Origin of the sequence: Streptomyces lateritius, assembly GCF_014649715.1 — a bacterium.
GTDB lineage: Bacteria > Actinomycetota > Actinomycetes > Streptomycetales > Streptomycetaceae > Streptomyces > Streptomyces lateritius.
Genome location: NZ_BMTO01000006.1, coordinates 391,497 through 418,013 on the forward strand (window position 1 = coordinate 391,497; position 26,517 = coordinate 418,013).

Genomic DNA, 26,517 nt, shown 5'->3' on the forward strand with positions numbered 1-26,517 from the left:
GTCAGGGCGGTGTTCGGGGCGACCCGCCACGAGTCTTCGGGGGCGCGGGATCAGCCCAGGCGCTCGACCAGGGCGCGGTACTGGTCCCACAGCTCCTTCGGCGTGTGGTCACCGAAGGTGTTGAGGTGCTCGGGGACCAGGGCCGCCTCCTCGCGCCAGACCTCGCGGTCGACCTTGAGCAGGAACTCCAGGTCCTCGGCCGGCAGGTCCAGGCCCTCGGTGTCGAGGGACTCGACGGTCGGCAGGATGCCGATCGGGGTCTCGACGCCCTCGGCCTTGCCCTCCAGGCGCTCCACGATCCACTTCAGGACGCGGCTGTTCTCGCCGAAGCCGGGCCAGACGAACTTGCCCGCGTCGTTCTTGCGGAACCAGTTCACGTAGTAGATCTTCGGCAGCTTGGCCTGGTCGGCGCCGGCGCCGACCTTGACCCAGTGCGCCATGTAGTCGCCCATGTTGTAGCCGCAGAACGGCAGCATGGCGAACGGGTCGCGGCGCAGCTCGCCGACCTTGCCCTCGGCGGCGGCGGTCTTCTCGGAGGCGACGTTCGCGCCGAGGAAGACGCCGTGGTTCCAGTCGAAGGACTCGGTCACCAGCGGCACGGCGGAGGCGCGGCGGCCGCCGAAGAGGATCGCCGAGATCGGCACGCCCTTCGGGTCCTCCCACTCGGGCGCGATGATCGGGCACTGCGAGGCGGGGACGGTGAAGCGGGCGTTGGGGTGGGCCGCCGGGGTCTCGGAGTCCGGGGTCCAGTCGTTGCCCTTCCAGTCCGTGAGGTGCTTGGGCGCCTCCTCGGTCATGCCCTCCCACCACACGTCGCCGTCGTCGGTCAGCGCGACGTTGGTGAAGACGGCGTTGCCCCACAGGGTCTTCATGGCGTTGGCGTTGGTGTGCTCGCCGGTGCCGGGCGCGACGCCGAAGAAACCGGCCTCGGGGTTGATCGCGTAGAGGCGGCCGTCCTCGCCGAAGCGCATCCAGGCGATGTCGTCACCGATGGTCTCGACCGTCCAGCCGGAGATCGTGGGCTCCAGCATGGCGAGGTTGGTCTTGCCACAGGCGGACGGGAACGCGGCGGCGACGTACTTCGACTCGCCCTGCGGCGGGGTGAGCTTGAGGATCAGCATGTGCTCGGCGAGCCAGCCCTCGTCGCGCGCCATGACCGACGCGATGCGCAGGGCGTAGCACTTCTTGCCGAGCAAGGCGTTGCCGCCGTAACCGGAGCCGTACGACCAGATCTCGCGGGTCTCGGGGAAGTGCGAGATGTACTTGGTGGTGTTGCAGGGCCACGGCACGTCGGCTTCGCCCTCGGCGAGCGGCGCTCCGAGGGTGTGGACGGCCTTGACGAAGAATCCGTCCTCGCCGAGCTCGTCGAGGACGGCCTGTCCCATGCGGGTCATGGTGCGCATGGAGACGGCGACGTACGCGGAGTCGGTGATCTCGACGCCGATGGCGGAGAGCGGCGAGCCGACGGGGCCCATGCAGAAGGGCACGACGTACATGGTGCGGCCCTTCATCGAGCCGCGGAAGATGCCGTCCTCACCGGCGAAGATCTTCTTCATCTCCGCGGGGGCCTTCCAGTGGTTGGTCGGGCCCGCGTCCTCCTCCTTCTCGGAGCAGATGAAGGTCCGGTCCTCGACGCGCGCGACGTCGGAGGGGTCGGAGGCGGCGTAGTACGAGTTCGGGCGCTTGATCTCGTCCAGCTTCTTGAACGTGCCCTTGGCGACGAGCTCCTCGCACAGGCGCTCGTACTCGGCCTCGGATCCGTCGCACCAGACGATGCTGTCCGGCTGCGTGATCGCTGCGATCTCGTTCACCCAGGAGACGAGCTCCTGGTGCTTGGTGGGGACGGTGGTGGGAGCCGCGTTGTCGCGCGCCACGATTGCTCCTTGATGAGGGGTTTTTAGATGTAGGCCCCTTGGGGGCTGCGACCCGGATGCTTCTCTGTGGAGACGCTCGCGCTCATCCGGTGCCGACCGCACTCATTTGATCATCCGACGCAAGTGCCCATATGTCCAGAGGGCCGCCCACGTGAGCATCGCCACTCCTCTTCGGGGCTTACGGGGGCGTAGGTAGCATGCGAGGCATGACTTCAGCCATGCCGTCGGTGACCGAGATAGAGCAGTTCGTGAAGCCTCGGCTGAGAGGCTGGCTGCACGCCGGGATGTTTCCCGCCGTGATCGTCGCGGGTGTGGTCCTGGTCGCCCTCGCGGACTCGCCCCGGGCCCGGATCGCCTGTGGCGTCTACGTCCTCACCGCCTGCCTGCTCTTCGGCATCAGCGCGCTGTACCACCGCGGGAACTGGGGTCCCCGCGGCGAGGCCGTCCTGCGGCGCCTCGACCACGCCAACATCTTTCTGATCATCGCGGGCACCTATACCCCGCTGACGCTGCTGCTCCTCCCCGAGTCCACCGGGCGGCCGCTCATGTGGGCGGTCTGGGTCGCGGCCGCCGCCGGCATAGCCTTCCGGGTCTTCTGGGTCGGCGCCCCTCGCTGGCTGTACACGCCCTGCTACATCGCGATGGGCTGGGCCGCCGTCTTCTTCCTGCCCGACTTCATGCGGGCCGGCGGCATCGCCGTCCTCGTCCTCGTCGTCGTCGGCGGCCTGCTCTACAGCGCGGGCGGCATCGTCTACGGCATCAAGCGCCCGAACCCGTCCCCGCGCTGGTTCGGCTTCCACGAGGTCTTCCACTCGCTGACCCTGGCGGCCTTCATCGTCCACTACGTCGGCATCTCGCTGGTGGCCTACCAAGCGTGAGCGAGCCCTCCCCTCCCGCGCCCCTCCGCTCGGCCTGCGCGAGCGCCACTGGGGGTACTCCCCCTGGCCGCGCCGGGGGCGCCCCCACCCGGGCGAAGCTCCAGGGGAGCACCGGCCGCGCCGACGACCTGCTCGGCCTCCTCGACCGGACCTTCGACACCCTCAAGGGCGGCCTGTCGCTCCGAGCGCGCCCCTGACCACCCGACCCGACTCCGGATTGTCCGCGCACGCCCACACACCGTGCGGGCAGTAGTCCGTGAAGGTCTGGTAGACCGGCCGGTGCCGGGCGAACCAGTCGAGCATCCCCCGCACGTACGCCGGGTTGTCGCCGTTGCGGAACAGCCCCCACTCCGGGTACGAGACGGGCTTGCCGTGCGCCGCCGCGAACCGCACATGGTCCGCGAGCCCGAACTCCTCCGTCACCTGCTCCTCGAAGCCCAGCCCCTCCGGCTGGTCGTAGGCGTCCATCCCGATGATGTCGACGTAGGAGTCGCCCGGGTAACAGCGCGGCCACTCCACCGCGTCCCGCCCCCGGCTGGCCGTGAAGTCGAAGCGGAAGCGCTGGCCGGGCACCGCGCGCAGCACGGTCACCACCCGCCGCCAGTAGGCCTTCCACGTCTCCGGGTCCGGCCCGCAGCGATGGCTGTAGGTGGTGCCGTTCATCTCCCAGCCCAGGACCAGCACCGCGTCGGACAGCCGGTGGGCGACCAGCCGCTCGCCCAGCGTGCGGAAGTGCACGTCGTAGGAGCCGGTCGCGCCGCGCCGCAGCCCGGCCCGGACCTCCTCGTCCGGCAGCCCCTCCTCGCTGCGGTCGAGCAGCGGCACGTTCAGCACGAAGAGCCGCCCCGGCCGCTCGGCCTTCCACCGCGCCCACGGCTCGAAGAGAGCCGGATGCCCCTCGATGTTGGACCATCGGTCACCCGGCAGATACGTGTGCCCCACCGTCAGCGAGGCGCCCCCGAGCCAGCGCTGGACCTCGGCGATCCGTCGCACCCCGGCCTCGTCCGAGCCCGTGAAGAACCCGGACGGCACGGTCACCGGCTCCGGAGGCGGCACGGACGGCACGACCGGCTCACCCGCGGTGTACCGGGCCCCCGGGGCGAGCCGGTCGTACGGCAGGACCAGCGCGAGAACGACCGCGAGCAGCGCGATCAGTGCGGCCCGCGGCCGGCGGAGGGAGGTCACGTCAACTGGTCCAGAAGTCCCACCAGCGGGTCAGGATCAGCATCCCGATGATCCCGATGTGCAGGACGGGCAGCGCGAAGGTGAACTCGTCCAGGAACCCCTTCAGCGCGGCGGGGGCGGGCAGCACGCCCGTACGGACGTTGTGCGAGGTCACGTACCAGAACATCACCAGGGTCGCGGTCCAGGTCAGACAGCACCACAGGCAGAGCGAGTTGATCTCGTACAGCGACTGGTACATCAGCCACGTGCAGAAGCCGACGCCGAACAGCATCCCGGCGTTCAGACCGAGCCAGAACCAGCCGCGGTAGCGCGCACCGGCCAGGAGGGCGGCACCGACGGCGACGACCGCGCCGAAGGTCACGAGACCCAGCAGCGGGTTCGGGAAGCCGAACACCGCCGCCTGCTCGCTCTTCATGATGTTGCCGCACGAGACGATCGGGTTCAGGCTGCAGCCCGGCTGGAAGTTCGGATCCTCCAGGAGCTTGAACTTGTCGATCGTGATGACCCAGGCGGCCAGCACACCGGCCGCACCGGTGACCACGAGCAGCCAGGCCAGGGCCCGGCTCGCCCCGGCCGGCCCCTGCTTCCCGTCGTCCTGCGCGAGCTGCCGTTGCCCCGGTACTCCGCCCTGGACATCCACCGTCGCCATGTCGCCGCCGCCCCCTGCCCGCTCAGCCCTGCAGCCGCCGCACCGGCAGCACCGCGTGCCCACCTGCCGCCAGGGGATCCTCGCCGGCAAAGAAGGACCGCAGCTGCTCCCCCGAAACCGCCCCGCCGGGCGGGACCTCGGGCCAAGGGCGGACGGAGCACATCATGTAGGCGTGTCCGAGCTCCTTGGCAGCCGCCTCCCACCCCGCCGGCACCGAACACTGCACCTTCAGGAACGGCAGGGTGAGGACCGCCTGCTGAGCCTCGACGAGGAGGTGGGCGTCGACCCGGGAATCCTGGGACGCGTCGATCACCGGCCCGCCGACGGTCAGGCCCATGCCCTCCACGGCGGCCCGCATCGCTTCTTCACCAGCCTCGGGACCATCGCTGCCGTCGCCGAGCGAATACACCATCAGATACGGAGCCGCGGGCTTGTCGTCGGTGGGACCGATGGTCCAGAAGACCGCCGAGAGAGTCCCCAGCGGAGAGGCGCTGCGCGCCTCGGAAACGACATTGGAAGAAGTCATGGGTCCGGATGCTAGTGGCCGCATGCCGGCCGTTCCGCGCCGAATTCACTCGATCGGCCCATGTTCACCCGGCTGGCATTTCACCCGCAACAAAGCCGCGTTTTCCTCGTTGTGCCCAGAGGGCATTCGTCGACCACCAGGAGATCACTCATGATCGTCCCGCGCCGCGTCGCACTGCGGTCCCTCTTCACCGTGGCCGTCGCCGCCTTCACGGGCGGTGCGCTGGCCCGAATCGCCACCACGCCTCCCGCACGGCCCGACCCCCGAGTCGACCGTTCCGGAGATTTCCCGGCCGATCTCTTCGACGAGATGTACGGAGGGCGCCGCATCCAGGCTCGTACCACCCCGGCCGGTGTGCCGGAGGTCCGCGTCGACGGCAGGCCGCTGCATCTGATGCGCTGCGCGGACGGCGGCTACCTCACCCCCATCGATCACTACCAGACCTGTCCGACACCACTGGCGGCCACCCGCGCGGCCGTGGACGAGTTGGGGTCCGCGCCACTGTCCCGCTTCGCGGCGGCCCACGGCGCCGGCCCGGGAGGGAGCCCGCGTGGTCTACACACGTAAGAACCAGCGCGATCTGACCAGCGCCGAGCGGAGGAAGTTCGTCTCCGCCGTCCTGGAGCTCAAGCGCAGCGGGGTGTACGACGAGTTCGTCCGCACGCACATCGACTACTACGTCTCCGACGGCGACGGCGAGCAGCGGTTGGCCCACATGGCGCCCAGCTTCCTGCCCTGGCACCGCAAGTTCCTGCTGGAGTTCGAGCGGGCGCTGCGCCGGATCGACCCCACGGTGAGCGTGCCGTACTGGGACTGGACGCGCGACAACACCCCGGCGGCCTCGCTCTGGAGCGACGACTTCATGGGCGGCAACGGCCGCCGCGGCGACCTCCAGGTGATGACCGGCCCGTTCGCCTACGCGGGCGGACGATGGACCGTGAAGCACAACATGACCGAAGGCCGGTTCCTGACCAGGGACTTCGGTCGCCCCCGTGCCCCGATCACGCTGCCCACCAAGGCGCAGCTGGACGAGGTGATGCGGGAGACGGTGTACGACGTGGCGCCCTGGAACTCCACGAGCGCCTCGGGGTTCCGCAACCGCCTGGAGGGCTGGGCGCCGGGCCGGGGCAACGACCGCTTCCGCATCCACAACCGTGTGCACCGCTGGGTCGGCGGTCTGATGCTGGGCGGGGCCTCGGTCAACGACCCCGTCTTCTGGCTCCACCACTCCTTCGTCGACCTGCTCTGGTCGCGCTGGCAGCAGCGCAACCCCCGTGCCGGCTATCTGCCGGCGCAGCCGCCGCCGCTCGGCGACTCGCAGTACGGCCGGATCGCGGCCCGCGACGAGCAGATGGAGCCCTGGGGTGTCACGCCGGCCCAGATGCTCGACCACAGCGCGATCTACCGGTACGTGTAGCGGCGGCGGGAACGGAAGCGGCCCCCCGACAGCTCGCCGGGGGGCCGCTCGGTGGTGCGGGGGATCAGCCGCCGTAGCCGCCGTCGCCGTGACCGTCGATGTTCGCGCAGGTGTTGCCGAACGCCGGGTTGATCAGGCCGACGACAGAGACGGTGTTGCCGCAGATGTTCACCGGAACGTGGACCGGGACCTGCGCGGCGTTGCCGGAGACGGCACCGGGTGAGTTGGCGGCGACGCCCTGCGCGCCCGATTCGGCGACGGCCAGGCCGGCTCCGCTGAGGGCCACGGCGCCCGTGCCGGCGAGGACAGCGGCAGCCTTCGCGATGCGAGACATCAAGAACTCCTTGGACGTGGAAAGGCGACCGCGAGAATCACGGCCGACATTCCCCTTCAACGCCGAAATGGCGTACGGAGTCACGGCCTTTACGCCGGGCAGGATGAAAACGGAGGAGAAGGCCCGCAGACCGGGTGCCCGTGCGCCGTCGGATACGGCGGAGCGAGCATCTGGATCTGCGGGCCGCAGCCATGCGACAAGCCTTTTGTTGTAACGACCAGCGACCCCTCGGGTGGCGGGGAAGAATCGTGTCTTCACCCGCCCGGTCGTTCGTCACACAAAGGAACGCCGTCAGACCGTCGGAGCCGCCAGACCCAGCTGCGGTTCAAGCACCCCGTTCAACGCGGGGGCGAGGACGCCCACGTTCGGCGCGGAGACCTCCGGCATCCCGAACCGGTCGCCGCTCGGCATGCCGACCGGGTTACCGACCGTGGCACCGGGCGTGGCCGCCTTCAAGGGCGAACGCGGGGAGGTGAACAGGGCCTTGCCGGGCTCGCTCCCCTCGATGACCTCGGGCAGCGGAGCGTCCACGACGGTCCCCGGAAGCGTGCTGGAGAGCGGGACGTGCGGCACGTTGACGTCCGACAGGGCGCCGGAGTGTCCCGGGTGGAAACCGGTGTGTCCGCCCGGGGCGGGCAGTGGCACGCCGGAGGCCACGGTGGGGGCGTCCATCGGGATGGCCGGCTCCAGGCCCTGGAGCGGAACGACCACCGGCGCCTCGGCGGCGGACGCGGGGGCGGCCATGGCCGCGGAGGCGAGAGCGGTCATGAGGATTCCCATGCCGGCTTGAGATCGCAGGTTCATGACTGCGTATGCCCTTCGGAGCGCGTGTGACGACGGTGCTGTCTTGCTGTGCCCTGTGAACGAGCGCGCCGGAGACACGTCGCGAAATTCCCCTGTGTGCAGCAACGGAGAAGACCCCCACCGGTGACGGTGGGGGCCTTCGTTGACGAGGCGTCAGCGCCGAGCGTCAGTGTCGGCGCTCGGAGCGTCCGGCGCGCACGACGCGTCCGGCGCGGAGGTAGACGACCGTTCCACCGATGATCAGGGCCGCGCTCACGGCGGCCGCGCCCATGAGCGCGGGATCACCACCCGTGTCGGGCAGTTCCGGCTTACCGGGAGGAGACGTGGGCGGCTGGGTGGTGGGCGGATGCGTGGTCGGCGGAGCTGTGGTGGGCGGATGCGTCGTCGGCGGATGCGTCGTCGGCGGATGCGTGGTCGGCGGCTTCGTCGTCGGAGGATGCGTCGTCGGCGGCCGAGTGGTGGGCGGATGCGTCGTCGGCGGATGCGTGGTCGGCGGCTTCGTCGTCGGAGGATGCGTCGTCGGCGGCCGAGTGGTGGGCGGATGCGTGGTCGGCGGCTTCGTCGTCGGAGGATGCGTCGTCGGCGGCCGAGTGGTGGGCGGATGCGTGGTCGGCGGCTTCGTCGTCGGAGGATGCGTCGTCGGTGGCTTCGTCGGCGGGTAGGTGGTGGGCGGAGCCGTCGTCGGCGGCTTGGTGGGGGGCGTGGGAGTCTCGCCGCCGGGGCCGTCATCCCCGTAACCGCCGGGGCCGTCATCCCCGTAACCGCCGGGGCCGTCACCCCCGTAACCGCCGGGGTCGTCACCCCCGTAACCGCCGGGGTCGTCCCATACGTGCGTGGGGGGCATCTGGACGTGCCAGCCCGCGCCGGTCTCGGGGGCGTCACCTGTACCGGCGGCGGCGTTCGCCGCCAGGGCAAAGCCGCCGGTCAGCGACAGGATGCCCGTCACCGCCGCGGCCGTGAGCATTTTCCGGCTGATGATGGATCGCATACCGCTCTTCCTCTGGAGAAAGGGAGAGACCGGCGGGGATCCCCCCTCGCTCCGACCGGCCTGTCCGCGCACTCAGTGCGTCAGTCGCTGACGGACTGGTTACGGAAGGTAAGGCTCAAGGGCACCGGGCGAGTGCGCCGCGGGCCTCGGCGCGACATCGAGCGACGCCGTCCTCGGTCTCTCCATGGGCCAACCTTCCGTGGGGTTGGCGAGAGCGTAAGGAGCGGCACGCCGCGGCAGCCGGGACCACACGGCAGTCGATCGGAAAATCATTCGATCAGCCGATCACTGCGGGTAGCGGCATGCGCCGGTGGGAGCGTCCGTCAGGTCGGGCGGAGCGAGGGGTGAACACAGAAGGGTCAAGACCGCGGGACGGTCCTCCGCGCGGGGAAGAAGGGCGCGGTACGGGGTCGCTGCTGAGTGTGCGTCAGTTGAGCGGCAGACCACCGAGCAGCGACGCGTTCTTGCCCGTCTTGTTCAGCTGGTCGGCGGCGTCCCCCACGGTCTTGACCACGGATCCGTCGGTCGTGCTGCTCAGCGCTTCCGTCCTCAGCCCTTCACTGGCGACCGTCGCGAGACCGCCGTTCAGACTGGTGGGGAGGGCGGCCGGCTCGGCGGCCATCGCGGGCGCGGCGGCACCCAGGGCCATCACAGAACCGGCGACGACCGCGGCAACCTTGGTGGGCTTCATGGAGTGAGTCCTTCCTCTATGGCGTCTTCACAAGCAAGTCGCTTGCCGCACAGGTCTCTTGAAAGATTCCTGTACGTCGTTCCGCCCTCTGTAACGAGAGGTGCGCTCCCCGGAAACTCCGGGAGGAAGGATTTCTCGACACTGCACCCGAAGGAAGGGGTGCGGTCCTATTGGTCGATCGGATGCGCGGACGCCGTGCCTCCCGGTGGGGGCCGGGAGGCACGGCGGGTTCCGCGGTGGAACGGCTACCCGACAGACAGCGCTGGCTTCGCGGGCAGCTCGGGCGCGGTGACCGGCGGTTTTTCACGGACACGGGGGGGCCGTCACCGAAGTGGCGGGTGCGACCGGGGCGGCCGGAGTGGCCGGGGCCTCCGCGGCGGGCGGGTATCCCGTCTCCCCGAGGGCTTCGGCGTGGGCGAGGAGCGCCGCGGCGTCGGCAAGGGGGGGCTCGTTCGGCGGCGGTGGCCGCGTGGGACGGATGGAGTTCGTCGGCGAGGCGGGTCCCGCCGTGCCGAGGGTGAGGGCGGCGCATATCGCCAGGGCGGTGATGCGGCTCGATGCCAGGGGACGCATATGTGTTCCTTTTCCTTATGCGTCGGATGACTTCCCCGTCACCGCACCTGCGGTGATGGCGCTCCGCAACGGGGAGGCTACGCAGCGACATGCCTCCATTCGAGTGAATCCGCGTCTCTGACCTGCCCCTCCGAGGGGCGTACGCCGTTGCACCGGGCGGCGTACGAGGGTGCGTCCGAACGAGCGGAAGGCCGACGCGCCCCACCTGGAAGGGATGGGCTCGCCGGCCTCGAAAGGACGTGATCCGGTGTGGGCGACCAGGGGTTGGCGCAGGTGTTGCCCCGGGTGGGATTCAGGGCGCCGATGACACTCTCGGCAGTGCCGCGGAAGTCGCCCGGCACGTGGACCGGACGGTTTCACCCGGCTCCTTCAACAACGCCGGCCCATTTCGTCGGTTGCTCTCCCGAACGGGTGACGTTCAACCGATCTTTGGGCCATAAGAGGGTCATTCGAGCGACTGGCCCGAGAATGGCGCAACACGCTCAACGACGAACCTGCCGCACGGATACGGAAGTTAGCGTTTGTGAGCATCTAATGCTTACTATCGCCCGGCGTTGGGGTTATAACGTTCCCGAAGGTTGCTTCCGGCCCAGCCGCGCGGACACCCCTTTCGCACGGTCGACACCTCCCTCTACCCCGGTCTTCACGGGTGTTTCCTTGCTTCTCTCATCAAAGCGGAGAACCTGTATGCGGAATTCAGCGGTTCGTACTGTGTGCAGTGGTCTTTCTTGCGCCCCGTCGGCCGCGCTGCCGGCCGCTCTCTCCGACTTCGCCAATTCCGCGAACACCCTGGGGTGCGAGTTCCTCCAGGCGGACGTCCGGCGCTGACGTGCTGCCTTCACGAGAATCGGAATCCTCGTCCTTCACCGTTCTGCACGCGGTCCAGCCCGGTGACGGCGGGGTCGCCCGGGTCGTCGTCGATCTGGTGCGCGCCCAGCTCGACGCCGGAATGCGCGTCGCGGTCGCCTGCCCGCCCCGGACCCCGCTCGCGGACGCCGTCCGTGCCGGGGGCGCCGCGCTCCACGAGTGGCGGGCGGGGCGTGACCCCGGCCCGCGGCTGGTCCGGGAGACCCTGGACCTCGCCCGGGTCATCCGTACCGTCGGCCCGGATCTGGTCCACGCGCACAGCGCCAAGGCGGGTCTGTGCGCCCGACTCGCCCTGCGGGACCGGGTTCCGACGGTGTATCAGCCGCACGCCTGGTCCTTCGAAGCGGTCGACGGGGCGGTCGCCGCGCTCGCCCGGCGCTGGGAACGGGTGGCGGCGCGCTGGACGCGACGGATCGTCTGCGTCAGCGAGGCCGAGCGCCGTACCGGCGAGGAGGCGGGCGTCCGGGCGTCCTGGTCGGTCGTCCACAACGGCGTGGACGCGGCCAGGTTCGCGGACGCCTCCGGGGACCTGGCCGACGCCGGCGAGGGACCCGTCGTCGTCTGCGTGGGGCGGCTCTGCCGGCAGAAGGGACAGGACGTCCTGCTGGCCGCCTGGCCCGCGGTCCTCGCCCAGGTGCCGACGGCCCGTCTGGTGCTTGTCGGTGACGGTCCGGACGGTGACCGGCTGCGCGCCGCCGCTCCCCCGTCGGTGCGATTCACCGGCGCCGTCGAGGACACCGCCCCCTGGTACCGGGCGGCCGACCTGGTCGTACTGCCGTCCCGTTGGGAGGGCATGGCGCTCGCGCCGCTGGAGGCCATGGCGAGCGGCCGGCCGGTGGTGGTCAGTGATGTGGACGGCGCACGCGAAAGCCTGCCGCCCGGCCACGAACCCCTGTGCCTGGTTCCCTCGGAGGACCCGGCCGCACTCGCCGCAGCCGTCGGCCGCCTTCTGGGCCGGCCCGAGCTGCGGCGGTCCCTGGGCCGCCAGGCCCATGAGCACGTACTCAGCAACTTCGATGTGCGGCGCACCGGCGCGGCCGTGGCGGACGTGTACCGCGAGCTGGCCGGAGTGCGGTGCACCGAACACAGAGAGCCGATTTCGCCGTGACTACGGAAAGCACCAGCGTCCCTCCCTCGCCGGGCCCCTGGCCCTCTGCGGGCCAGGGTCATGCCCCCGGGCTCACCTCCCTCGCACCGCAGCGCGGCGCGGCAAACCGGCTGGCCCTGCCGCCGCGCCGGCCCGCGCCGCTGCGGTTCACCACCGTGCCACTGGTGGCGGCCGACGGCCTGGCCGTGCTGCTCGCCGCCGGGCTGATGTCCGAGCCGCACCGCGAGATCAGGCTGCTCCTGCTCGTCGCCGGCTGCGTGCTGCTCCTCAACGGGTACGCGGGGCTCCACCGGCCCGGCGCCTTCCCCGCCGTACTCGACGAACTGCCGTCGCTCGCCGCCCGCGCCGGGGTCGCCTGGTGTGTCGCGGCCGCCGCCGTCGCCGCGTACACCCCGGCCCTGGCGATCGGGCCGGCCGCGCTGCTGACCGCGTACGCCACGCATCTCGGTGCCGTGTGTCTGCTCCGGGGCGTGGTCCACGCCCGCCGGCGGCGGACGGCCCGGGCGCATCCCCGGTCCGCGCTGGTGGTCGGCGGCCCCGCCGCGGCACGCCGGTTCGCGGCCGCGGTCGGTCAGCACCCGGAGTACGGCATCAGGCCGGTCGGGATCGTCGGCGCGCGTCCGGCCGGCGGAGCGCCGCAGCCGGCCGGTGAGCCGGGCCTTCCGGTCCTCACCACGACCGAGGAGATCCATCGGGCGGTCATCCAGAACACCGTGCGGGACGCCGTCTTCCTGACGGACGACCCCGGTCTGGTGACGCTCTTCCAGCACTACGGCTGCACCACCTGGCGGGTGGGCGGCGAGCGGCACGACGGTCCGATGGGCGACCACCTGTGGGGGTACGGCTGCCGGCGGCTGGTCCCGCTCGGTGAGCGGCGCGGCCTGACCGCGAAGCGCCTGCTCGACGTGGCCGTGGCCGCTCCCGCGCTGGCCATGGCCCTGCCCGTGCTGCTGCTGTGCGCGCTGGCGGTCCGGCTCTCCGACGGGCCCGGTGTCCTCTTCCACCAGGAACGGGTGGGGCAGCACGGGCGGCTGTTCACGCTGCTGAAGTTCCGTACGCTGCGCCCGGCCGACGAGGCCGAGTCGGCGACGCGGTGGAGCGTGGCCAACGACCGGCGGATGAGCGCCGTCGGCAACTTCCTGCGGCGCACCTCGCTGGACGAGCTGCCGCAGCTGTGGAACGTGCTGCGCGGGGACATGAGCCTGGTCGGGCCGCGACCGGAACGCCCGTACTTCGTCGCCCAGTTCAGCCGCATCCACGCCGGTTACGCGGACCGTCACCGGATGCCGGTGGGCCTGACCGGTCTGGCCCAGGTGTACGGGCTGCGCGGCGACACCTCGATCGAGGACCGCTGCCGCTTCGACAACCACTACATCGACCACTGGTCGCTCTGGCAGGACGTCCGCATCCTCCTGCGGACCGCGGCGGGTCTGGTCCGACCGGCGGGGAGCTGAGATGGCGGTCGCCGTGACGGTGCCGGCGGCGTACCGGTATCCGGAGGTACGGGAGTGGGCACGGCGGGCCGGGGCGTTGTCCCCGGTCCTCGCGGTGATCGCGCTGCTGCTCGTCCCGGCGGCCGGCGGCGTGGAGGGCGGCACGGGCGGGACGGGGACTCTCGCGGACGCGGCCTCGGGGCTGCTGGTGGTGATCTGTCTGGTCCGGGTGATGCGGAGCCGGGCGCGGCCGCTGACCCGGGGGGCGGCCGTCGTGCTCGGTCTGCCGGTGCTGGGCGTCTGCCTGGCGGCGATCACCTCGAACGACCCGGGCGCGAGCCTGCCGGGCGTCGCGCGCTACCTACAGGTCTTCGTACTCGTTCCGGGGGCCGTGCTCCTGGTGATCCGTGACCGGCGGGACTTCGCCGTGGTCGCGTGGGCGCTGGTGGGTCTCGGTCTGCTGCAGGGCGCGGTGGGGGTCGTGCAGTACCTGACCGGCACGGGCGCCTCGTACATGGGTGAGGACGTCCGGGCGGTGGGGACGTTCGGCCCGACCGATGTGATGGGGATGGCGACGGTCGTCTCGTACGGGCTCGTCGTCGTGACGGGCATCGCGCTGGGCAGCGGGCGAGGACGCGTCCGTACGGCCGCGCTGGTCTGCGCGGGGCTGCTCTTCCTGCCGTTGGTCCTCTCGTTCAGCCGGGGCGCGTGGATCGCGACGGTGCTGGCCTGCGCGATCCAGCTGCTGCTGTCGGGGCTGCGGCGGGCCGGACGGGTGGTGCTGGTGGTGGGGGCGCTCGCAGTGGTGCTGGTGGGCGGGTTCGGTGTCGGCTCGGCGATGGTCGAGGAGCGCGCCGGCAGCATCACGCAGGTGGCGGCCGCGCCGGACCAGTCGGTGACGGACCGGTACACGATGTGGGCGGCGGCGGAGCGGATGTGGCGTGCGGAGCCGCTGACGGGGGTGGGCCTGAAGGGGTTCCCGCAGTACCGCGACTCCCACGCCTCGCTGGCGCTGTCCTCCGGCAGCGACACGGCGGGGGCGGGCGCCGCCTTCCAGCGCCAGCCGCTGCTGTCGCCGCACAACATGTACCTGCTGGTGCTGAGCGAGCAGGGCCTGGTGGGGCTGCTCGCCCTGGCGGGCAGCTGGGCGGCGCTGCTGGTCGGCGCGGTGCGGCGACGAGGCCGGGGCGCGGACTGCGCGCTCGTCGCGATCGGCCTGCTGTCGTGGCAGCTCATCGACTTCTTCTACGCGGACATCGGCGGGCCTTCGACGGTGCTGATGTCGGTCGTGCTCGGCCTCGCGGCCTGGTGGTCCCTGTCAGGGGTGAAGCGTGCGTGACCCCTGGGGCGGGGAGCCGGAACCCACGGACGGCCCCGCACCCGCCATGCGGCCGCCGCCGCCCCGGGACCCCTGGTCCGGCTCCGACGGCGGTTGGCACTGGGCGGGCACGAACGCTCCGGCCGCGGACCCGGTGAACGCCCGGAAGGGTGAGGGCGGCACGCGGGCGCCGTACGGCCGCCAGGCGGAAAGGTCCGCCCCCGCGGACGGGCCCACCCCGGCGGAGAACGGGCGGTACGGAGACGACCGGCCGCAGGCGCCGTATCGTCGCCGGGCTGAGGACTCCGCCGCGACGGACGGCACACCGCCGTACGGCCCGGCCGACGGCCCCACCCCGGCGGGGAGCGACCGCCACGGCGAGGACCGGCCGCAGGTGCCGCACGGCCGGCTCGACGGGATCGCGTCGACGGCGAGCGACCGCACGCAGGCGTCGCACGGCCCCGGCGGCGGGGCCGCCACGGCGGGACGCGGGCCTGAGGCGGAGGGCGAACGCCGTCTGCCGGGTGCGAGCCGTACCCCGCCGTACGGCATGCCCGGTGCGGGCCGGCCCCCGGCCGACGGGGCGTACCCCGGTCGCGTCCGCCGGCCACAGGCCGGCGGTGGTCCGGGCGGAGTGCCGGCCGGCGCCGAGGCGGCGGCCGAGCCCCCCGGTCCGGCCGGCGGCCGACCGGCGCGCCAGGGAGGCGGAGGCTCCTCGGCGGACGCACCGGCCGGCAGACGCGGGCGGGCGGGGTCGCCGTCCGGGCGGGTTCTTGCGTGGGCTGCGGGCGTGACGGCGGGGCTCACCGCGGTCGGGGCGGTGCTCGGGCTCGTGCGGGATCAGATCCTGGCGCACTTCTTCGGGGCCGGGGCCGAGACCGACGCGTTCCTCGTGGCCTGGACGGTGCCCGAGTTCGCCTCGACGCTGCTCATCGAGGACGCGATGGCGCTGATCCTCGTGCCCGCGTTCAGCCGGGCCCTGGCCCGCCGCAGTGAGGGCCGGCGCGGGGACCCGGTCCGTACCCTCGTACGCTCCACACTGCCCCGGCTCGCGCTCGCCACGAGCGCCCTCGCCGGGCTGCTCGTCCTCGCCGCGCCGCTCATCGTCGCCACGCTCGCGCCCGGCCTGCCCGACCCGCAGCTCGCCGTGGACTGCACCCGGCTGACCGCGACCTGCCTGCTGACGTTCGCGCTCACCGGTTACTGCTCGGCGGCCCTGCGCGCCCACGGCTCCTTCCTTCCGCCGGCCGCGATCTACGTCGCGTACAACATCGGGATCATCGGCACGATCGTGGTGCTGCGCGAGCCGCTCGGCGTACGGTCGGCGGCGGCCGGTGTCGCCGTCGGCGGAGTGCTGATGGTGCTGGTCCAGGCGCCCTTCCTCGTACGGCAGTTGCGCCGTCGGCCGGCACCCGAGAAGGAGCCGGTCACCACGCCGACGGGCGACGGGCGGCTCCTGGTCCTCGGACTGATCGCCCCCGTCATCGCCTTCGCGCTCTCCCGCCAGTCCCAGATCCTCGTCGAGCGCTTCCTCGCCTCCCCGCTGCCCGCCGGCGCCATCTCGCATTTGAACTACGCGCAGAAGGTCGCCCAGATGCCGATGATCCTCTCCTTGATGCTGTGCACGGTCAGCTTCCCCGTCGTGGCCCGCGCCATGGCCGCGGGGGACACCGAGGGGGCGCGGTTCCGCGTCGAACGGGATCTGCTGCTCGCCGCCGTCGTCGTCCTCACCGGCACCTCCATCGTGATCGCCGCCGCCCCGCAGATCGTCGAACTCCTCTTCCAGCGCGGTGCCTTCGACCGCGCCGACACCGAAGCCACCGCCGCCGTGATGCGGGTCTACGCCCTCGGTCTGCTCGGTCAGACGACGGTCGGCGCCCTGGTCCGCTGCTACTTCTCCGCCGCCCGGCCGCTCTGGTACCCGGCCGCCGCCATGGCCGCGGGTCTCGCGGCGACCGCCGTCGCCGGAGTCCTCGCCGCCCCGCTCTGGGGAGCCGTCGGCATCGCCGCGGCCAACGCCCTCGGGATCACGCTGACCGCCGTCATGCTGCTGCTCGGCGCCCACCGCCAGTCCATCCCGGTCCGGGTCCGCCCCCTCGGCGAGGGGCTGCTCCGGCTGGCGACCGCCGCCGCCTGGGCGACCGCCGCCGGCTGGCTGTGCTCGCTCCTGATCCGGCCCGCGCTGCTCTCCCTCGCCGTCGCGGGTCTGGTCGCCGTGTCGGTCTTCCTGCTCTTCCTCGCCTGCGCCGCTCGGGCGCCGGACATCCCGCCCCTCACCCCCACCGCATCACGAAGGCTCGCCCATGCCCGCTGCCACGGCGCCCCGCACCGCCACGATTCGTCGTCTGCTGTCGAAGCCGCCCCCGTGGGTGGTGATGTACCACTCGATCGCTGACGCAGCGGTCGATCCGTACCGGGTGACGGTCTCCCCCGTCCGCTTCGCCCGGCAACTGCACTGGCTGACCGACCGGGGGCTGCGCGGTGTGTCGGTGCGCGAGCTGCTCGCCGCCACCGCCGCCGGGCGCGCCAAGGGTCTGGTCGGCCTCACCTTCGACGACGGCTACGCCGACTTCCTCGACTCGGCGCTGCCGCTGCTGCGCCGCCACGGGTTCACCGCCACGGTCTACGTGCTACCGGGCCGGATCGGCGGTGAGAACGCCTGGGACGGCAACGGGCCGCGCAAGTCCCTGCTGACCGAGGACGGCATCCTGCGCGTCCTCGACGCCGGCATGGAGATCGGTTCGCACGGCCTGCGGCACGTCTCGCTCCCCTCCGTCGACGACCGGACCCTCGCCGAGGAGACCGGCCGCAGCCGCGTCCTCCTGGAGGAGATCACCGGCGCTCCGGTGGACGGCTTCTGCTACCCCTACGGCGACGTCGACGCCCGGGCGATCCAGGCCGTGCGGGACGCGGGCTACGGATACGGCTGTGCCATCGCCCCCGGCACGCTGACCTGCGCACACGCCCTGCCGCGCGTCCACATCGGCGAGCAGGACACCTCTTGGCGGCTCACCGCGAAGCGGATCCTGCACCCGCTGCGCCGCAGCTGGCCGGCCGAACCCGTCCCGGCGCGGGTCCGGCCGGCGGGAGCGGGCGTCTCATGAAGGTCCTCCACATCATCACCGGCCTCGGCATCGGCGGCGCCGAGCAGCAACTGCGCCTGCTGCTGCGCCATCTGCCCGTCCGCAGCGAGGTCGTCACGCTCACCAACCCGGGCGCGGTCGCCCGCGGCATCGAGGCCGACGGCGTCCCGGTCACCGACCTCGGCATGACCGGAAACCGGGATCTCGGCGCGCTGCCACGGCTCACGCGGCTCGTCCGGCGCGGCCGGTACGACCTCGTCCACACGCATCTGTACCGCGCCTGCGTGTACGGCAGGATCGCCGCCCGCCTGGGCGGGGTCCGTACGGTCGTCGCCACCGAGCACTCCCTCGGCGACACGCAGATCGAAGGCCGCCCCCTCTCCGCCGGCACCCGCGCCCTCTATCTGGCCACCGAACGCCTGGGCGCGTCCACGGTCGCCGTCTCGCCCAGCGTCGCCCGGCGTCTGGAGCGATGGGGCGTGGCGCCCTCGCGCATCCACGTCGTCCCCAACGGCATCGAGCGGCACCGCTTCGGTCACGACGAGGACGCCCGCCGACTGACGAGGAAGCGACTCGGCCTGCCGCAGGACGCGTTCGTCGTCGGCGGGGTGGGGCGGCTCGCGCCGGGGAAACGCTTCGACCGTCTCGTACGGGCGGTGGCGTCGCTTCCCGAGGCGTGGCTGCTCCTGGTCGGTGAGGGCGAGGAGCGCGGACGGCTCCTGGAGGCGGCCCGGTCGTGCGGGGCCGGCGAGCGGGTGCTCCTGGTGGGCGCCTGCGAGGACCCGCCTCCGCCGGAGGCCGACGGGCCCGATCTGCCCTCGCTGCTCGCGGCGATGGACGTCTTCGTCTCCACCTCCCCCGACGAGTCCTTCGGTCTCGCGGTCGTCGAGGCGCTGGCCGCCGGCCTGCCGGTGCTGTACGTCGCGTGCCCGGCGATCGACGACCTGCCGCCCGACGCGGCCCCCGGGGCACGCCGGATCGGCGAGTCCGTCCCCGAACTGATCTCGGCGCTGCGCGGCATCCGGGACGCCCGGCTGGGCCGGCTGCCGCAGCCGGCCGCGGCGGGCCGATACGACATCGCCCACAGCGCCCGGCAGTTGATGTCCCTCTACGAACAGGCCGTCCACGGCACCCCTCCTCCCCTCCTGAAGTGAGACACCCCATGTCCTCCAGCAGCCCCTTGAACCGAAGCGCGCTGCCCAAGCAGCGCTCGCCCTTCCTGACCGCCCTGCGCACCCCACGCCGCTGGTGGGTGGTCCCCGCGTCGGTCCTCCTGGGCGTCACGCTGGGCGGTGGCTACGGTGTGGTGAAGACCCCGCAGTACGCGGCGACCAGTTACGTCATCGTTGTGCCGGGCGAGAAGTCCCACCCGGCCGCCGCGGTCGGTTACGCGCAGGCGTACGGGAGGGTCGCCACCGACATCGCGGTGACCGGCGACGCTCAGGTGTGGGCGGGGGTGTCCGCCGAGACCCTGCGGACGAGCGTGCAGGCGGCGACCTCCCCCGACGCGCCGATGATCTCGATCACCGCACGGGCGACGAAGCCGGCCAAGGCGGTCTCGATGGCCGACGGTGTGGCCCGCGCGCTGGTCCTCAACAGTGCGCACGTCTCGGGGAACACGGGTGTGAAGGTGGTCCAGTTCTCCCGGGCGACCAAGCCCGTCGAGCCGGTCTCGCCCTCCGCCCCGCTCTCCGCGCTGGTCGGCGGCTGCGGGGGCGGTCTGCTCGGCGCCCTGGCGCTGCTCGTACGACCGGGGAGGCCCGGCCGTGCCGAGGCGCGGCACTCCCGGCAGTCCTCGGCCGGCGTGCCCGGACCGGCGGCGGCACAGCACCAGCCGGAACCGGAGACGGTGTGACCGCGGGCGACGGGCACGGGCTGCGGACCGAGATCTGCCGGGACGGCGACGAGTTCGGCCGGCTCTGTGAGCGGTGGGCGTCGCTGTACGCGCGCTGCTCCACGGCCACTCCGTTCCAGTCCCACTCCTGGCTGCACTCCTGGTGGGTGTCGTACGGCAGGCCGGGCGCGCTGCGGGTCGTGCTCGTACGGCGGGAGGACGGCGAACTGGCCGGGGCGGCGCCGCTGATGCGCGCCCGCGGGCCGCTGCCGGTCCTCGTCCCGCTCGGCGGCGCGATCACCGACTTCACCGACGTCCTGCTCGACGACGCGTGCCCCGAGGCGGCGCCCGCGCTGGCCCGGGCGCTCGCCCGGGCGGCGCGGGGCGCGGTGGTCGATCTGCGGGAGGTCCGGCCGGGCGCGGCGGCGGAGCGGGTCCACGCCTGCTGGCGCGGCTCGCGCCGGCGGCTGACGGACTCGCTCTGCCTGGAGCTGCCCGCGGTGCCGATGGACGCCCTGCTCGAACGGATTCCCTCGGGGAAGGCCCAGCGGGTCCGCGCCAAGCTGCGCAAGCTGGACGCGCTCGGGATCGACGAGCACATCGTGACCGGCGAAGAGGTACCGGCCGCGGTCGAGCGGCTGTTGCAGCTGCACCGACTTCAGTGGCAGGGACGCGGCGTGACGGCCGAACACACCAGCGACCGGTTCGCGCAGCATCTCGCCCGGGCGGTGCGGCCGATGGTCGAGCGCGGGGACGCGATGGTGACCGAGTTCCGGCTCGCCGGGGACGTGGTCGCGGCCGACCTCACCCTGATGTCGCCACGGCTCGCGGGCGGCTATCTGTACGGCGCCGATCCGGTGCTGCGGGCGCGGAAGGTCGACGTGGCGACGATGTTGCTGCGGCACGGGGCACGCCAGACGAGTGCGAGCGGGCGGGCCACGCTGAGCATGCTGCGGGGCGCCGAGCCGTACAAGCAGCACTGGCGGCCGGAGACGGTCCACAACCAGCGGCTGCTGCTGGCGGGGCGGGGTGCGGCGGCGCTGCTGTGGTTGCGGGCGGGTGCGGCGTACGGGCGGCGGTGGGCGGCCCGGCAGGCGCGTGAACGTGCGTGGGTGGGGCGGGCGCTGGGGCGGGCCCGGGGACGGACGAACGGTGGCGGCGGATGAGCTCCTCCGCCGCCACCGTGCAGGCCGGGTCCTTCCGGTGATCAGAAGGGCCAGGTCTCGCTGTCCATGACGTCCTCCCAGGGCTCGTTGACCTCGACCCCGTCCTCCTCGTCCTCGTTCATCCAGCCGTCCTTCCAGCCGTTCGTGGGAACGCAGACGGGCCCGCCGATCAAGCTCTCCACCCAAGACGAGAGCGGCACGGTCCAACAGGTCGGCTCGGGCTTGGGCTCAGGCTTCGGCACCGGCTTCGGCTTCGGCTTCGGCTTCGGCTCCGGCTTTGACGGAACCTCAGGCTTCGGCTCCGGCTTTTCGGGCTTGGGCTCAGGCTTCGGCTCGGGCTTCGTCGGAACCTCAGGCTTCGGCTCCGGCTTTTCGGGCTGGGGCTCAGGCTTCGGCTCGGGCTTCGGCTCGGGCTTCGTCGGAACCTCGGGCTTCGGCTCCGGCTTTTCGGGCTGGGGCTCAGGCTTCGGCACCGGCTTCGGCTCGGGCTTCGTCGGAACCTCGGGCTTCGGCTCCGGCTTTTCGGGCTGGGGCTCAGGCTTCGGCACCGGCTTCGGCTCGGGCTTCGTCGGAACCTCAGGCTTCGGCTCCGGCTTTTCGGGCTGGGGCTCAGGCTTCGGCTCGGGCTTCGTCGGAACCTCGGGCTTCGGCTCCGGCTTTTCGGGCTGGGGCTCAGGCTTCGGCACCGGCTTCGGCTCGGGCTTCGTCGGGACCTCGGGCACCTCAGGCGCCTCGGGCAGCTCCGGAACCTCAGGCTCCGTCGGCACCTCCGGGGCCTCCGACTCGACTCCGTACAGCGTCTGCCGGAACACCTCCGACGAGCGCGGGTTCTCGTCGCACTGCCAGACGCCGTGCGGGCAGTAGTCGGTGATCGTGTGGTACAGCGGCTTGTGCTCGTCCATCCAGGCGAGCATCCGCCGCATGTACTCGGCGTTGTCTCCGTTCCGGAAGAGCCCCCATTCCGGGTACGAGATCTCCTTGCCGTGCTCGGCGGCGAAATCCACCTGCTTCTGCAGCCCGTACGGCTCCTTGACGTGCTGGTCGAAACTGGACCCCGGCGGCTGGTCGTAGGAATCCATTCCGATGATGTCGACCACGTCGTCACCCGGATAGCATTCCGTCCACGGAACGGCGTCCGTCCCCCGGCTCGGATTGAAGTCGAAACGGAACCTCTGCCCCGGGACGGACCGCATCGTCGTGACGATCCGGTTCCAGTACTTCTTCCACGCCGTGGGGTCCGGCGCGCACCGGTGGGTGTACGTCGTGCCGTTCATCTCCCAGCCGAGGACGATGACGGTGTCGGTCGCGTCGAGGTCGACCAGGCGTTCGGCAAGTGTGCGGAAGTGATGGTCGTAGTACCCCGCCGCACCGAGCTGCAGCAGTCGGCGGACCTGGTGGTCGGAGACCCCGGCCTCGTTCCGCTCCAGCATCGGCACGTTCAGGACGAACAGCCGGTCGTCCCGCTCGTTGCGCCAGTCCGCCCAGGCGTCCAGGAAGCCCGGGGGGCCTTCGATGTTCGACCACAGGTCGCCGGGGAGGTAGGTGTGGCCGACCCGGAGCTCGCGGCCGCCGAGCCACCGCTCCAGCTGCCCGATCCGGCTGACGCCGACGGGCCCCGATTCGAGGAACGCGCCCAGTGCGGTGGAGAGAGCCGGTCGGGGGTCCCGGGTCGTCGCGGATTCGGTGGCGTGAGCCGGCGAGGACAGCACGACCGAGCCTGAGGCGAGGAGACCTGCGGTGAACACCCCCAGCCACGCTCTCGATGTTTTCCGCCTTCGGTCGGCCATGGCCACCACTCCTTCGCGTTTCCGCGCCGCACTTGACGATCCGTCAGTCTGATACTCCGAAAGTATTCCTAATGAGCCGACCGTGGGCTCGGCCACGATCTGATCCCTAGTCCATTGGTGGATTTGATCGCCCGGTTGGTGCACGGGGACGCCGTCGTCGAGTTCCGGGCACGAGAAAGGCCGGTCCCGGAAGAAGCCTTGGACGTCTCGCGGGACCGGCCCGTCAGTGTGCGCCCCGCGCGGCGCGCGGCCGCGTCAGAAATTTCCGCAGGCGTCGCCGCCGACCGAATCGAGCAGACGGATGATGTCGATGCTGTTGCCGCACGCGTTGATCGGCGCGTCGATCGGCACCTGGACGACGTTGCCGGCGACGACAACGCAGCCTTCTTGCACGTCAATTCGACTGAGCCCATTTCGCGGCGGACGGAATATCACCGATTCGCGAAACGCGGGCACATTCGAGTGACGTACCCGGCCTCCGCCGCGCTCACCGAATGCCGCCGGACGCCGTGGATCCGCTGATCAACGGGGCCAGATCTCCATGGTCGTCAGCCGTTCCCACTCCCGGTCGGGGGCTCCTGGGACGGTGCGGCCCGCCAGGGCCCATTGCTGCACCAGCGAGGAATAGAGGGGGAACGGTCCCCGGTCGACAGGTGGCGGGTCCGCCACATTACGGCTCTTCGGAATGAAGGCCATCCGCTCCCATTTTCCGGGATCGGGCGCCATCTCTTCCCTCCCATCCGCTGCGGTTACCGCATCATTACACAGCGTCCGCAGGAGAGTGATTGGACCGCTCGCCGCCGCGTCGCGTACCTGTGTGCGACATACGTCGATCTACGGTCGGTCATTCCCCCGCTCCCGATTGATCGGTGGTATCTGCCCGTGTCCGTCAGGAAACTCCCCCGTCCGCGACGACTCGTTCTCCTCGCCGCGGCGCTCGTCGCCCTCGGCCCGGGGGCGCTCGCCGCCGCGCCCTCCTCCCTGCCCTCACCCAAGGGCGGCCTCAACATCCTCGTGGTCGGTCTCGACACCCGCAGGGGCGTGACCGACGAGGAGAAGAAGGCGTACCGGCTCGGTGGCAAGGAGTGCGACTGCACCGACGTGGTGATGCTGGTCCACGTCTCGGCCGGCAACGACCGGGTCAGTGTGGTGGCTCTGCCCCGTGACTCGCTCACCGAGTTCCCCGCCGGCCACCGGGACCGGCGCACGGACGCCGTGCACGACACGCACGCGGCGAAGATCAACGGCGCCTGGACGGAGGGTGGGCCGTCCTTCACGATCGAGAGGGTGGAGGCGATGACGAAGACCACCGTGCACCGCTACCTCGAGGTCGACTTCCGCCGGTTCATGGACAGCGTGAACCTCTTGGACGGCGGCGTGCCGATCTGTACGAAGGAGCCGCTCAACGACCCGTTCACCGGAATCGACCTCGCCCCGGGGACGACGCACGTCGACGGAGGCGAGGCGCTCCAGTACGTCCGCTCGCGGCGCGCCGACGGGCAGATGGACTTCGGACGGATCCGCAAGCAGCAGAAGTTCGTCGCCAACACCCTCCAGAAGGTGCGCTCGGACCTGCTCCATGACCCGGTGGAGCTGACGGCGTTCGCCTCGACGCTGCGCGGGAGGACGACGGTGGCGCGCGGCCTGTCGACCACCGAGCTGCTGACCCTGGCCACGCGCCTGCGGAACCTCACCCCCGACCGTACCGAGTTCGCGACCGTGCCCGTACGCGACTTCGCGACCGTCACGGGTGCCGGCTCCTCGGTCCGCTGGGACACGGACAAGGCCGACGAGGTGTTCGAGCGGCTGCGCGCGGACAAGCCCCTGCCGCCGCCCGATGCCACCCCGGCGAGCGAGATCCCGCAGGCCGTGTACCGTCCGGCCGGCGGTTCCTCGCTCCTCTGCGAGTAGCCGTACGGGCGCGGCGCGCCCGTCAGCGGGACAGCGCCCGCGCCAGCTCGGCCGGGTCGGTCGTCGGCGCGTCGCAGGTGAAGTGGCGGCAGACGTACGCGGCGGGCCGGCCGTCGACCAGGGGCCGGTCCCTCAGCAGCGGAAACTCGTCGCTGTCCGGGATGCCGAAGGCGAGGACCGCGCCGGGCGCGGTGCCCAGCAGGGCGGACCGGCGCAGTTCCGCCGCGCGTTCGTCACCGGGCGCGCCGACGACCGCGATCTCCCGGGGCCCGTCGAGCAGCGCCTCGGCGGTGGCAAGTCCCCAGCCGATGAACCGGGGGGCGCGCGGGCCGAGCGCCTTCACCACGCCGAGCGCGCCCTCGGCGGCGGCGCGGTGGGCGTCGGAGCCGGTGTGGGCGGCGTACGAGAGCAGGGCGCCGGCGGCCGCCGTCCAGCCGGAGGGCGTCGCGTTGTCGGTGGGGTCCTGGGGGCGGCGGATCAGTGTCTCCGCGTCGTGCGCCGTGTCGTACAGCGCACCGCCCTCGGCAACGAACTGGTCCAGGACGATGTCGAGGAGGAACCCGGCGAACTCCAGCCAGACGCCCTCCCCGGTGACCCCGGCGAGCGCCAGGAACCCCTCGGCGACGTCGGCGTAGTCCTCCAGGACGCCGGCGTTGGCCCCGACCCTGCCGTCCTTGGAGGTACGGGCCAGACGGGCGCCCGCGGCCGTGTCGAAGTGGACCCGTACGAGCAGGTCGGCGGCCTCCGTCGCCCGCTCGACCAGGTCGGGGCGGTCGAAGTAGGCACCGGTCTCGGCGAGGGCGGCGATCGTCAGACCGTTCCACGCTGCGACGATCTTGTCGTCGCGGCCAGGGCGCTCACGCCGGTCGCGGGCCGCGAGCAGCCGCTCCTTGACGGAGGCGATCCGGTCGGCCTCCACCACCCCGGCGTCCTGAGGCAGCCGCAGCACGGAGGCACCCTCCTCGAAGGTGCCCTCCTCGGTCACCCCGAAGTACTGGGCGGCGAAGCGGGCGTCCTCCTCGCCGAGCGCCTCGGTGAGCTGCTGCGGCGTCCAGACGTAGTACGCGCCCTCGACGTGCCTGCCGGTGCCGTCGTCCGAGTCGGCGTCCAGCGCGGAGGCGAAGCCGCCCTCCGCGGTGCGCAGTTCGCGGACCATGAAGTCGGCGGTCTCCAGCGCGACCCGGCGGGCCAGGTCGCTGCCGGTGACCCGCCACAGATGCGCGTACGTCCGGCACAGCAGGGCGTTGTCGTACAGCATCTTCTCGAAGTGGGGCACGACCCAGTCGCGGTCCACCGAATAGCGGGCGAAGCCGCCGCCGAGCTGGTCGTAGATGCCGCCGCGGGCCATCGCCTCGCAGGTGTCGGCGGCCATCTGCAGCGCGCCCTCGGCTCCCGTACGGGCGTGGTGGCGCAGCAGGAACTCCACCACCATCGACGGCGGGAACTTGGGCGCGCCCCCGAAACCGCCACGGGTCGCGTCGTACTCCCTGGTGAGGCCGAGGAGCGCCTGCGCCAGCTCCTCCTCTCCGGGGACGCCGTCGCCGCCGAAGGCGAGGGAGCGGGCCGACAGGTCCTTGACGATCTTGCCGGCGACCTCGCCGACCTCGGCGCGCCGCGCGGTCCAGGCGCGGGAGACGCCTTCGAGGACGTCGCGGAAGGAGGGCATGCCGTGCCGGGACTCCGGCGGGAAGTAGGTGCCGAAGTAGAACGGCTCGGCGTCCGCGGTGAGGAAGACGGTCATGGGCCAGCCGCCCTGGCCGGTCGCCGCCTGCACGGCCTCCATGTAGACGGCGTCGACGTCGGGGCGCTCCTCGCGGTCGACCTTGACGGCGACGAAGTGCTCGTTGACGTACGCGGCGGTGGCCTCGTCCTCGAAGGACTCGTGGGCCATCACATGGCACCAGTGACAGCTGCTGTAGCCGACGCTGAGCAGCAGGGGCACGTCACGGCGGCGCGCCTCCTCGAACGCCTCGGGCGACCACGGCCACCAGTCGACCGGGTTGTCGGCGTGCTGGAGGAGGTACGGGGACGTCTCATGGGCCAGTCTGTTCGGCATACTCCCATCCTCGCGCACACGCCGGGGCCCCGCCC

Annotated in this window: 26 protein-coding genes and 1 pseudogene; 13 read left to right on the forward strand and 14 right to left on the reverse strand. The window is 71.9% G+C overall.

Going from position 1 to position 26,517, the window contains the following annotated elements; genetic code table 11:
• Positions 1-50: 50 nt before the first annotated feature.
• Complete coding sequence (locus IE136_RS14950) at positions 51-1,874, reverse strand: phosphoenolpyruvate carboxykinase (GTP) (RefSeq protein ID WP_189600564.1); 1,824 nt, start codon at positions 1,872-1,874, stop codon at positions 51-53.
• A gap of 206 nt (positions 1,875-2,080) precedes the next feature.
• Here IE136_RS14950 and trhA point away from each other — a divergent pair, with 206 nt between their 5' ends.
• Complete coding sequence (trhA, locus tag IE136_RS14955) at positions 2,081-2,752, forward strand: PAQR family membrane homeostasis protein TrhA (RefSeq protein ID WP_158989837.1); 672 nt, start codon at positions 2,081-2,083, stop codon at positions 2,750-2,752.
• Positions 2,749-2,949 (forward strand): hypothetical protein, encoded by a 201-nt coding sequence (locus tag IE136_RS14960; protein ID WP_158989835.1) that lies wholly within the window; start codon positions 2,749-2,751, stop codon positions 2,947-2,949. The genes trhA and IE136_RS14960 overlap by 4 nt, the downstream gene beginning before the upstream one ends.
• Here IE136_RS14960 and IE136_RS14965 read toward each other — a convergent pair.
• From IE136_RS14965 to IE136_RS14975, 3 genes are read right to left on the reverse strand one after another with little or no spacing between them, the layout of a single operon-like run.
• Entirely contained in the window at positions 2,915-3,937 is a 1,023-nt protein-coding gene (locus IE136_RS14965) for a glycoside hydrolase family 26 protein (protein ID WP_158989833.1), read from the reverse strand. The two genes, IE136_RS14960 and IE136_RS14965, sit on opposite strands and share 35 nt — an antisense overlap.
• Before the next feature lies 1 nt (position 3,938).
• Positions 3,939-4,586, reverse strand: coding sequence for a vitamin K epoxide reductase family protein (locus tag IE136_RS14970; protein ID WP_158989831.1), 648 nt, complete (start codon positions 4,584-4,586; stop codon positions 3,939-3,941).
• A 22-nt stretch (positions 4,587-4,608) separates the two neighbouring features.
• Positions 4,609-5,112, reverse strand: coding sequence for a DUF5949 family protein (locus tag IE136_RS14975; RefSeq protein WP_189600565.1), 504 nt, complete (start codon positions 5,110-5,112; stop codon positions 4,609-4,611).
• Between the two features lie 150 nt (positions 5,113-5,262).
• Between IE136_RS14975 and IE136_RS14980 the strand changes: the two genes are divergently transcribed.
• Entirely contained in the window at positions 5,263-5,679 is a 417-nt protein-coding gene (locus IE136_RS14980) for a tyrosinase family oxidase copper chaperone (protein ID WP_158989829.1), read from the forward strand.
• The gene (locus tag IE136_RS14985) at positions 5,663-6,529 is read left to right on the forward strand and encodes a tyrosinase family protein (RefSeq protein WP_189600566.1); all 867 of its coding nucleotides are present in this window, start codon (positions 5,663-5,665) and stop codon (positions 6,527-6,529) included. Before IE136_RS14980 ends, IE136_RS14985 begins: the two co-directional genes overlap by 17 nt.
• A 64-nt stretch (positions 6,530-6,593) precedes the next feature.
• Here IE136_RS14985 and IE136_RS14990 read toward each other — a convergent pair whose 3' ends face one another.
• The 6 genes from IE136_RS14990 to IE136_RS36710 form a co-directional block, all read right to left on the reverse strand.
• The gene (locus IE136_RS14990) at positions 6,594-6,863 is read right to left on the reverse strand and encodes a chaplin (protein ID WP_158989825.1); all 270 of its coding nucleotides are present in this window, start codon (positions 6,861-6,863) and stop codon (positions 6,594-6,596) included.
• A gap of 291 nt (positions 6,864-7,154) precedes the next feature.
• Complete coding sequence (locus IE136_RS14995; protein ID WP_229818847.1) at positions 7,155-7,643, reverse strand: hypothetical protein; 489 nt, start codon at positions 7,641-7,643, stop codon at positions 7,155-7,157.
• Between the two features lie 190 nt (positions 7,644-7,833).
• Positions 7,834-8,655, reverse strand: a complete 822-nt coding sequence (locus IE136_RS15000) for a hypothetical protein (protein ID WP_189600567.1) — start codon at positions 8,653-8,655, stop codon at positions 7,834-7,836.
• 427 nt (positions 8,656-9,082) lie between these two features.
• Positions 9,083-9,346 carry a hypothetical protein gene (locus IE136_RS15005; protein WP_158989819.1) on the reverse strand — a complete coding sequence of 88 codons (264 nt, stop codon included), beginning with the start codon at positions 9,344-9,346 and terminating at the stop codon, positions 9,083-9,085.
• Positions 9,347-9,649: 303 nt separating this feature from the next.
• Positions 9,650-9,919, reverse strand: coding sequence for a hypothetical protein (locus tag IE136_RS15010; protein ID WP_189600568.1), 270 nt, complete (start codon positions 9,917-9,919; stop codon positions 9,650-9,652).
• A 77-nt stretch (positions 9,920-9,996) separates the two neighbouring features.
• Positions 9,997-10,260: a hypothetical protein gene (locus IE136_RS36710; protein ID WP_158989817.1), complete on the reverse strand. Its 264-nt coding sequence runs from the start codon at positions 10,258-10,260 to the stop codon at positions 9,997-9,999.
• Between the two features lie 488 nt (positions 10,261-10,748).
• Between IE136_RS36710 and IE136_RS15020 the strand changes: the two genes are divergently transcribed.
• The 8 genes from IE136_RS15020 (at position 10,749) to IE136_RS15055 (ending at position 20,728) form a co-directional block, all read left to right on the forward strand.
• Positions 10,749-11,894, forward strand: coding sequence for a glycosyltransferase (locus tag IE136_RS15020; protein ID WP_189600569.1), 1,146 nt, complete (start codon positions 10,749-10,751; stop codon positions 11,892-11,894).
• On the forward strand, positions 11,891-13,348 hold the full coding sequence (locus IE136_RS15025) for a sugar transferase (protein WP_158989813.1): 1,458 nt from the start codon (positions 11,891-11,893) through the stop codon (positions 13,346-13,348). Before IE136_RS15020 ends, IE136_RS15025 begins: the two co-directional genes overlap by 4 nt.
• A gap of 1 nt (position 13,349) precedes the next feature.
• Positions 13,350-14,666, forward strand: a complete 1,317-nt coding sequence (locus IE136_RS15030; protein WP_158989811.1) for an O-antigen ligase family protein — start codon at positions 13,350-13,352, stop codon at positions 14,664-14,666.
• A gap of 529 nt (positions 14,667-15,195) precedes the next feature.
• Positions 15,196-17,040 carry a lipid II flippase MurJ gene (locus IE136_RS15035; RefSeq protein ID WP_373309073.1) on the forward strand — a complete coding sequence of 615 codons (1,845 nt, stop codon included), beginning with the start codon at positions 15,196-15,198 and terminating at the stop codon, positions 17,038-17,040.
• On the forward strand, positions 16,949-17,749 hold the full coding sequence (locus tag IE136_RS15040) for a polysaccharide deacetylase family protein (RefSeq protein WP_158989809.1): 801 nt from the start codon (positions 16,949-16,951) through the stop codon (positions 17,747-17,749). Before IE136_RS15035 ends, IE136_RS15040 begins: the two co-directional genes overlap by 92 nt.
• A complete protein-coding gene (locus IE136_RS15045; RefSeq protein ID WP_189600570.1) occupies positions 17,746-18,882 on the forward strand; it encodes a glycosyltransferase in 1,137 nt (378 codons plus the stop codon). Before IE136_RS15040 ends, IE136_RS15045 begins: the two co-directional genes overlap by 4 nt.
• 8 nt (positions 18,883-18,890) lie before the next feature.
• Positions 18,891-19,583 (forward strand): YveK family protein, encoded by a 693-nt coding sequence (locus IE136_RS15050; protein WP_189600571.1) that lies wholly within the window; start codon positions 18,891-18,893, stop codon positions 19,581-19,583.
• Positions 19,580-20,728, forward strand: a complete 1,149-nt coding sequence (locus IE136_RS15055) for a GNAT family N-acetyltransferase (protein ID WP_158989806.1) — start codon at positions 19,580-19,582, stop codon at positions 20,726-20,728. The genes IE136_RS15050 and IE136_RS15055 overlap by 4 nt, the downstream gene beginning before the upstream one ends.
• A 557-nt stretch (positions 20,729-21,285) precedes the next feature.
• Here IE136_RS15055 and IE136_RS35600 read toward each other — a convergent pair.
• The 3 genes and pseudogenes from IE136_RS35600 to IE136_RS15070 form a co-directional block, all read right to left on the reverse strand.
• Positions 21,286-22,515 (reverse strand): annotated as a pseudogene (locus IE136_RS35600) (glycoside hydrolase family 26 protein); the annotation flags it as partial.
• A 255-nt stretch (positions 22,516-22,770) separates the two neighbouring features.
• Positions 22,771-22,971 carry a chaplin gene (locus IE136_RS15065; RefSeq protein WP_158989804.1) on the reverse strand — a complete coding sequence of 67 codons (201 nt, stop codon included), beginning with the start codon at positions 22,969-22,971 and terminating at the stop codon, positions 22,771-22,773.
• Between the two features lie 66 nt (positions 22,972-23,037).
• Positions 23,038-23,211, reverse strand: coding sequence for a hypothetical protein (locus tag IE136_RS15070; protein WP_229818848.1), 174 nt, complete (start codon positions 23,209-23,211; stop codon positions 23,038-23,040).
• Positions 23,212-23,397: 186 nt separating this feature from the next.
• Here IE136_RS15070 and IE136_RS15075 point away from each other — a divergent pair, with 186 nt between their 5' ends.
• Positions 23,398-24,426, forward strand: a complete 1,029-nt coding sequence (locus IE136_RS15075; RefSeq protein WP_158989802.1) for an LCP family protein — start codon at positions 23,398-23,400, stop codon at positions 24,424-24,426.
• Between the two features lie 22 nt (positions 24,427-24,448).
• On the opposite strand, the gene IE136_RS15080 is transcribed toward IE136_RS15075, so the two are convergent.
• A complete protein-coding gene (locus IE136_RS15080; protein WP_189600573.1) occupies positions 24,449-26,482 on the reverse strand; it encodes a thioredoxin domain-containing protein in 2,034 nt (677 codons plus the stop codon).
• Positions 26,483-26,517: the final 35 nt, after the last annotated feature.

Bases quoted from the DNA above. Each gene is read 5' to 3' on its own strand.
- trhA (WP_158989837.1), top strand. From the start codon at position 2,081: ATGACTTCAGCCATGCCGTCGGTGACCGAGATAGAGCAGTTCGTGAAG.
- IE136_RS14970 (WP_158989831.1), bottom strand. From the start codon at position 4,586: ATGGCGACGGTGGATGTCCAGGGCGGAGTACCGGGGCAACGGCAGCTC.
- IE136_RS14975 (WP_189600565.1), bottom strand. From the start codon at position 5,112: ATGACTTCTTCCAATGTCGTTTCCGAGGCGCGCAGCGCCTCTCCGCTG.
- IE136_RS14980 (WP_158989829.1), top strand. From the start codon at position 5,263: ATGATCGTCCCGCGCCGCGTCGCACTGCGGTCCCTCTTCACCGTGGCC.
- IE136_RS14990 (WP_158989825.1), bottom strand. From the start codon at position 6,863: ATGTCTCGCATCGCGAAGGCTGCCGCTGTCCTCGCCGGCACGGGCGCC.
- IE136_RS14995 (WP_229818847.1), bottom strand. From the start codon at position 7,643: ATGGGAATCCTCATGACCGCTCTCGCCTCCGCGGCCATGGCCGCCCCC.
- IE136_RS15000 (WP_189600567.1), bottom strand. From the start codon at position 8,655: ATGCGATCCATCATCAGCCGGAAAATGCTCACGGCCGCGGCGGTGACG.
- IE136_RS15005 (WP_158989819.1), bottom strand. From the start codon at position 9,346: ATGAAGCCCACCAAGGTTGCCGCGGTCGTCGCCGGTTCTGTGATGGCC.
- IE136_RS15010 (WP_189600568.1), bottom strand. From the start codon at position 9,919: ATGCGTCCCCTGGCATCGAGCCGCATCACCGCCCTGGCGATATGCGCC.
- IE136_RS15030 (WP_158989811.1), top strand. From the start codon at position 13,350: ATGGCGGTCGCCGTGACGGTGCCGGCGGCGTACCGGTATCCGGAGGTA.
- IE136_RS15035 (WP_373309073.1), top strand. From the start codon at position 15,196: ATGCCCGGTGCGGGCCGGCCCCCGGCCGACGGGGCGTACCCCGGTCGC.
- IE136_RS15040 (WP_158989809.1), top strand. From the start codon at position 16,949: ATGCCCGCTGCCACGGCGCCCCGCACCGCCACGATTCGTCGTCTGCTG.
- IE136_RS15045 (WP_189600570.1), top strand. From the start codon at position 17,746: ATGAAGGTCCTCCACATCATCACCGGCCTCGGCATCGGCGGCGCCGAG.
- IE136_RS15050 (WP_189600571.1), top strand. From the start codon at position 18,891: ATGTCCTCCAGCAGCCCCTTGAACCGAAGCGCGCTGCCCAAGCAGCGC.
- IE136_RS15070 (WP_229818848.1), bottom strand. From the start codon at position 23,211: ATGGCCTTCATTCCGAAGAGCCGTAATGTGGCGGACCCGCCACCTGTC.
- IE136_RS15080 (WP_189600573.1), bottom strand. From the start codon at position 26,482: ATGCCGAACAGACTGGCCCATGAGACGTCCCCGTACCTCCTCCAGCAC.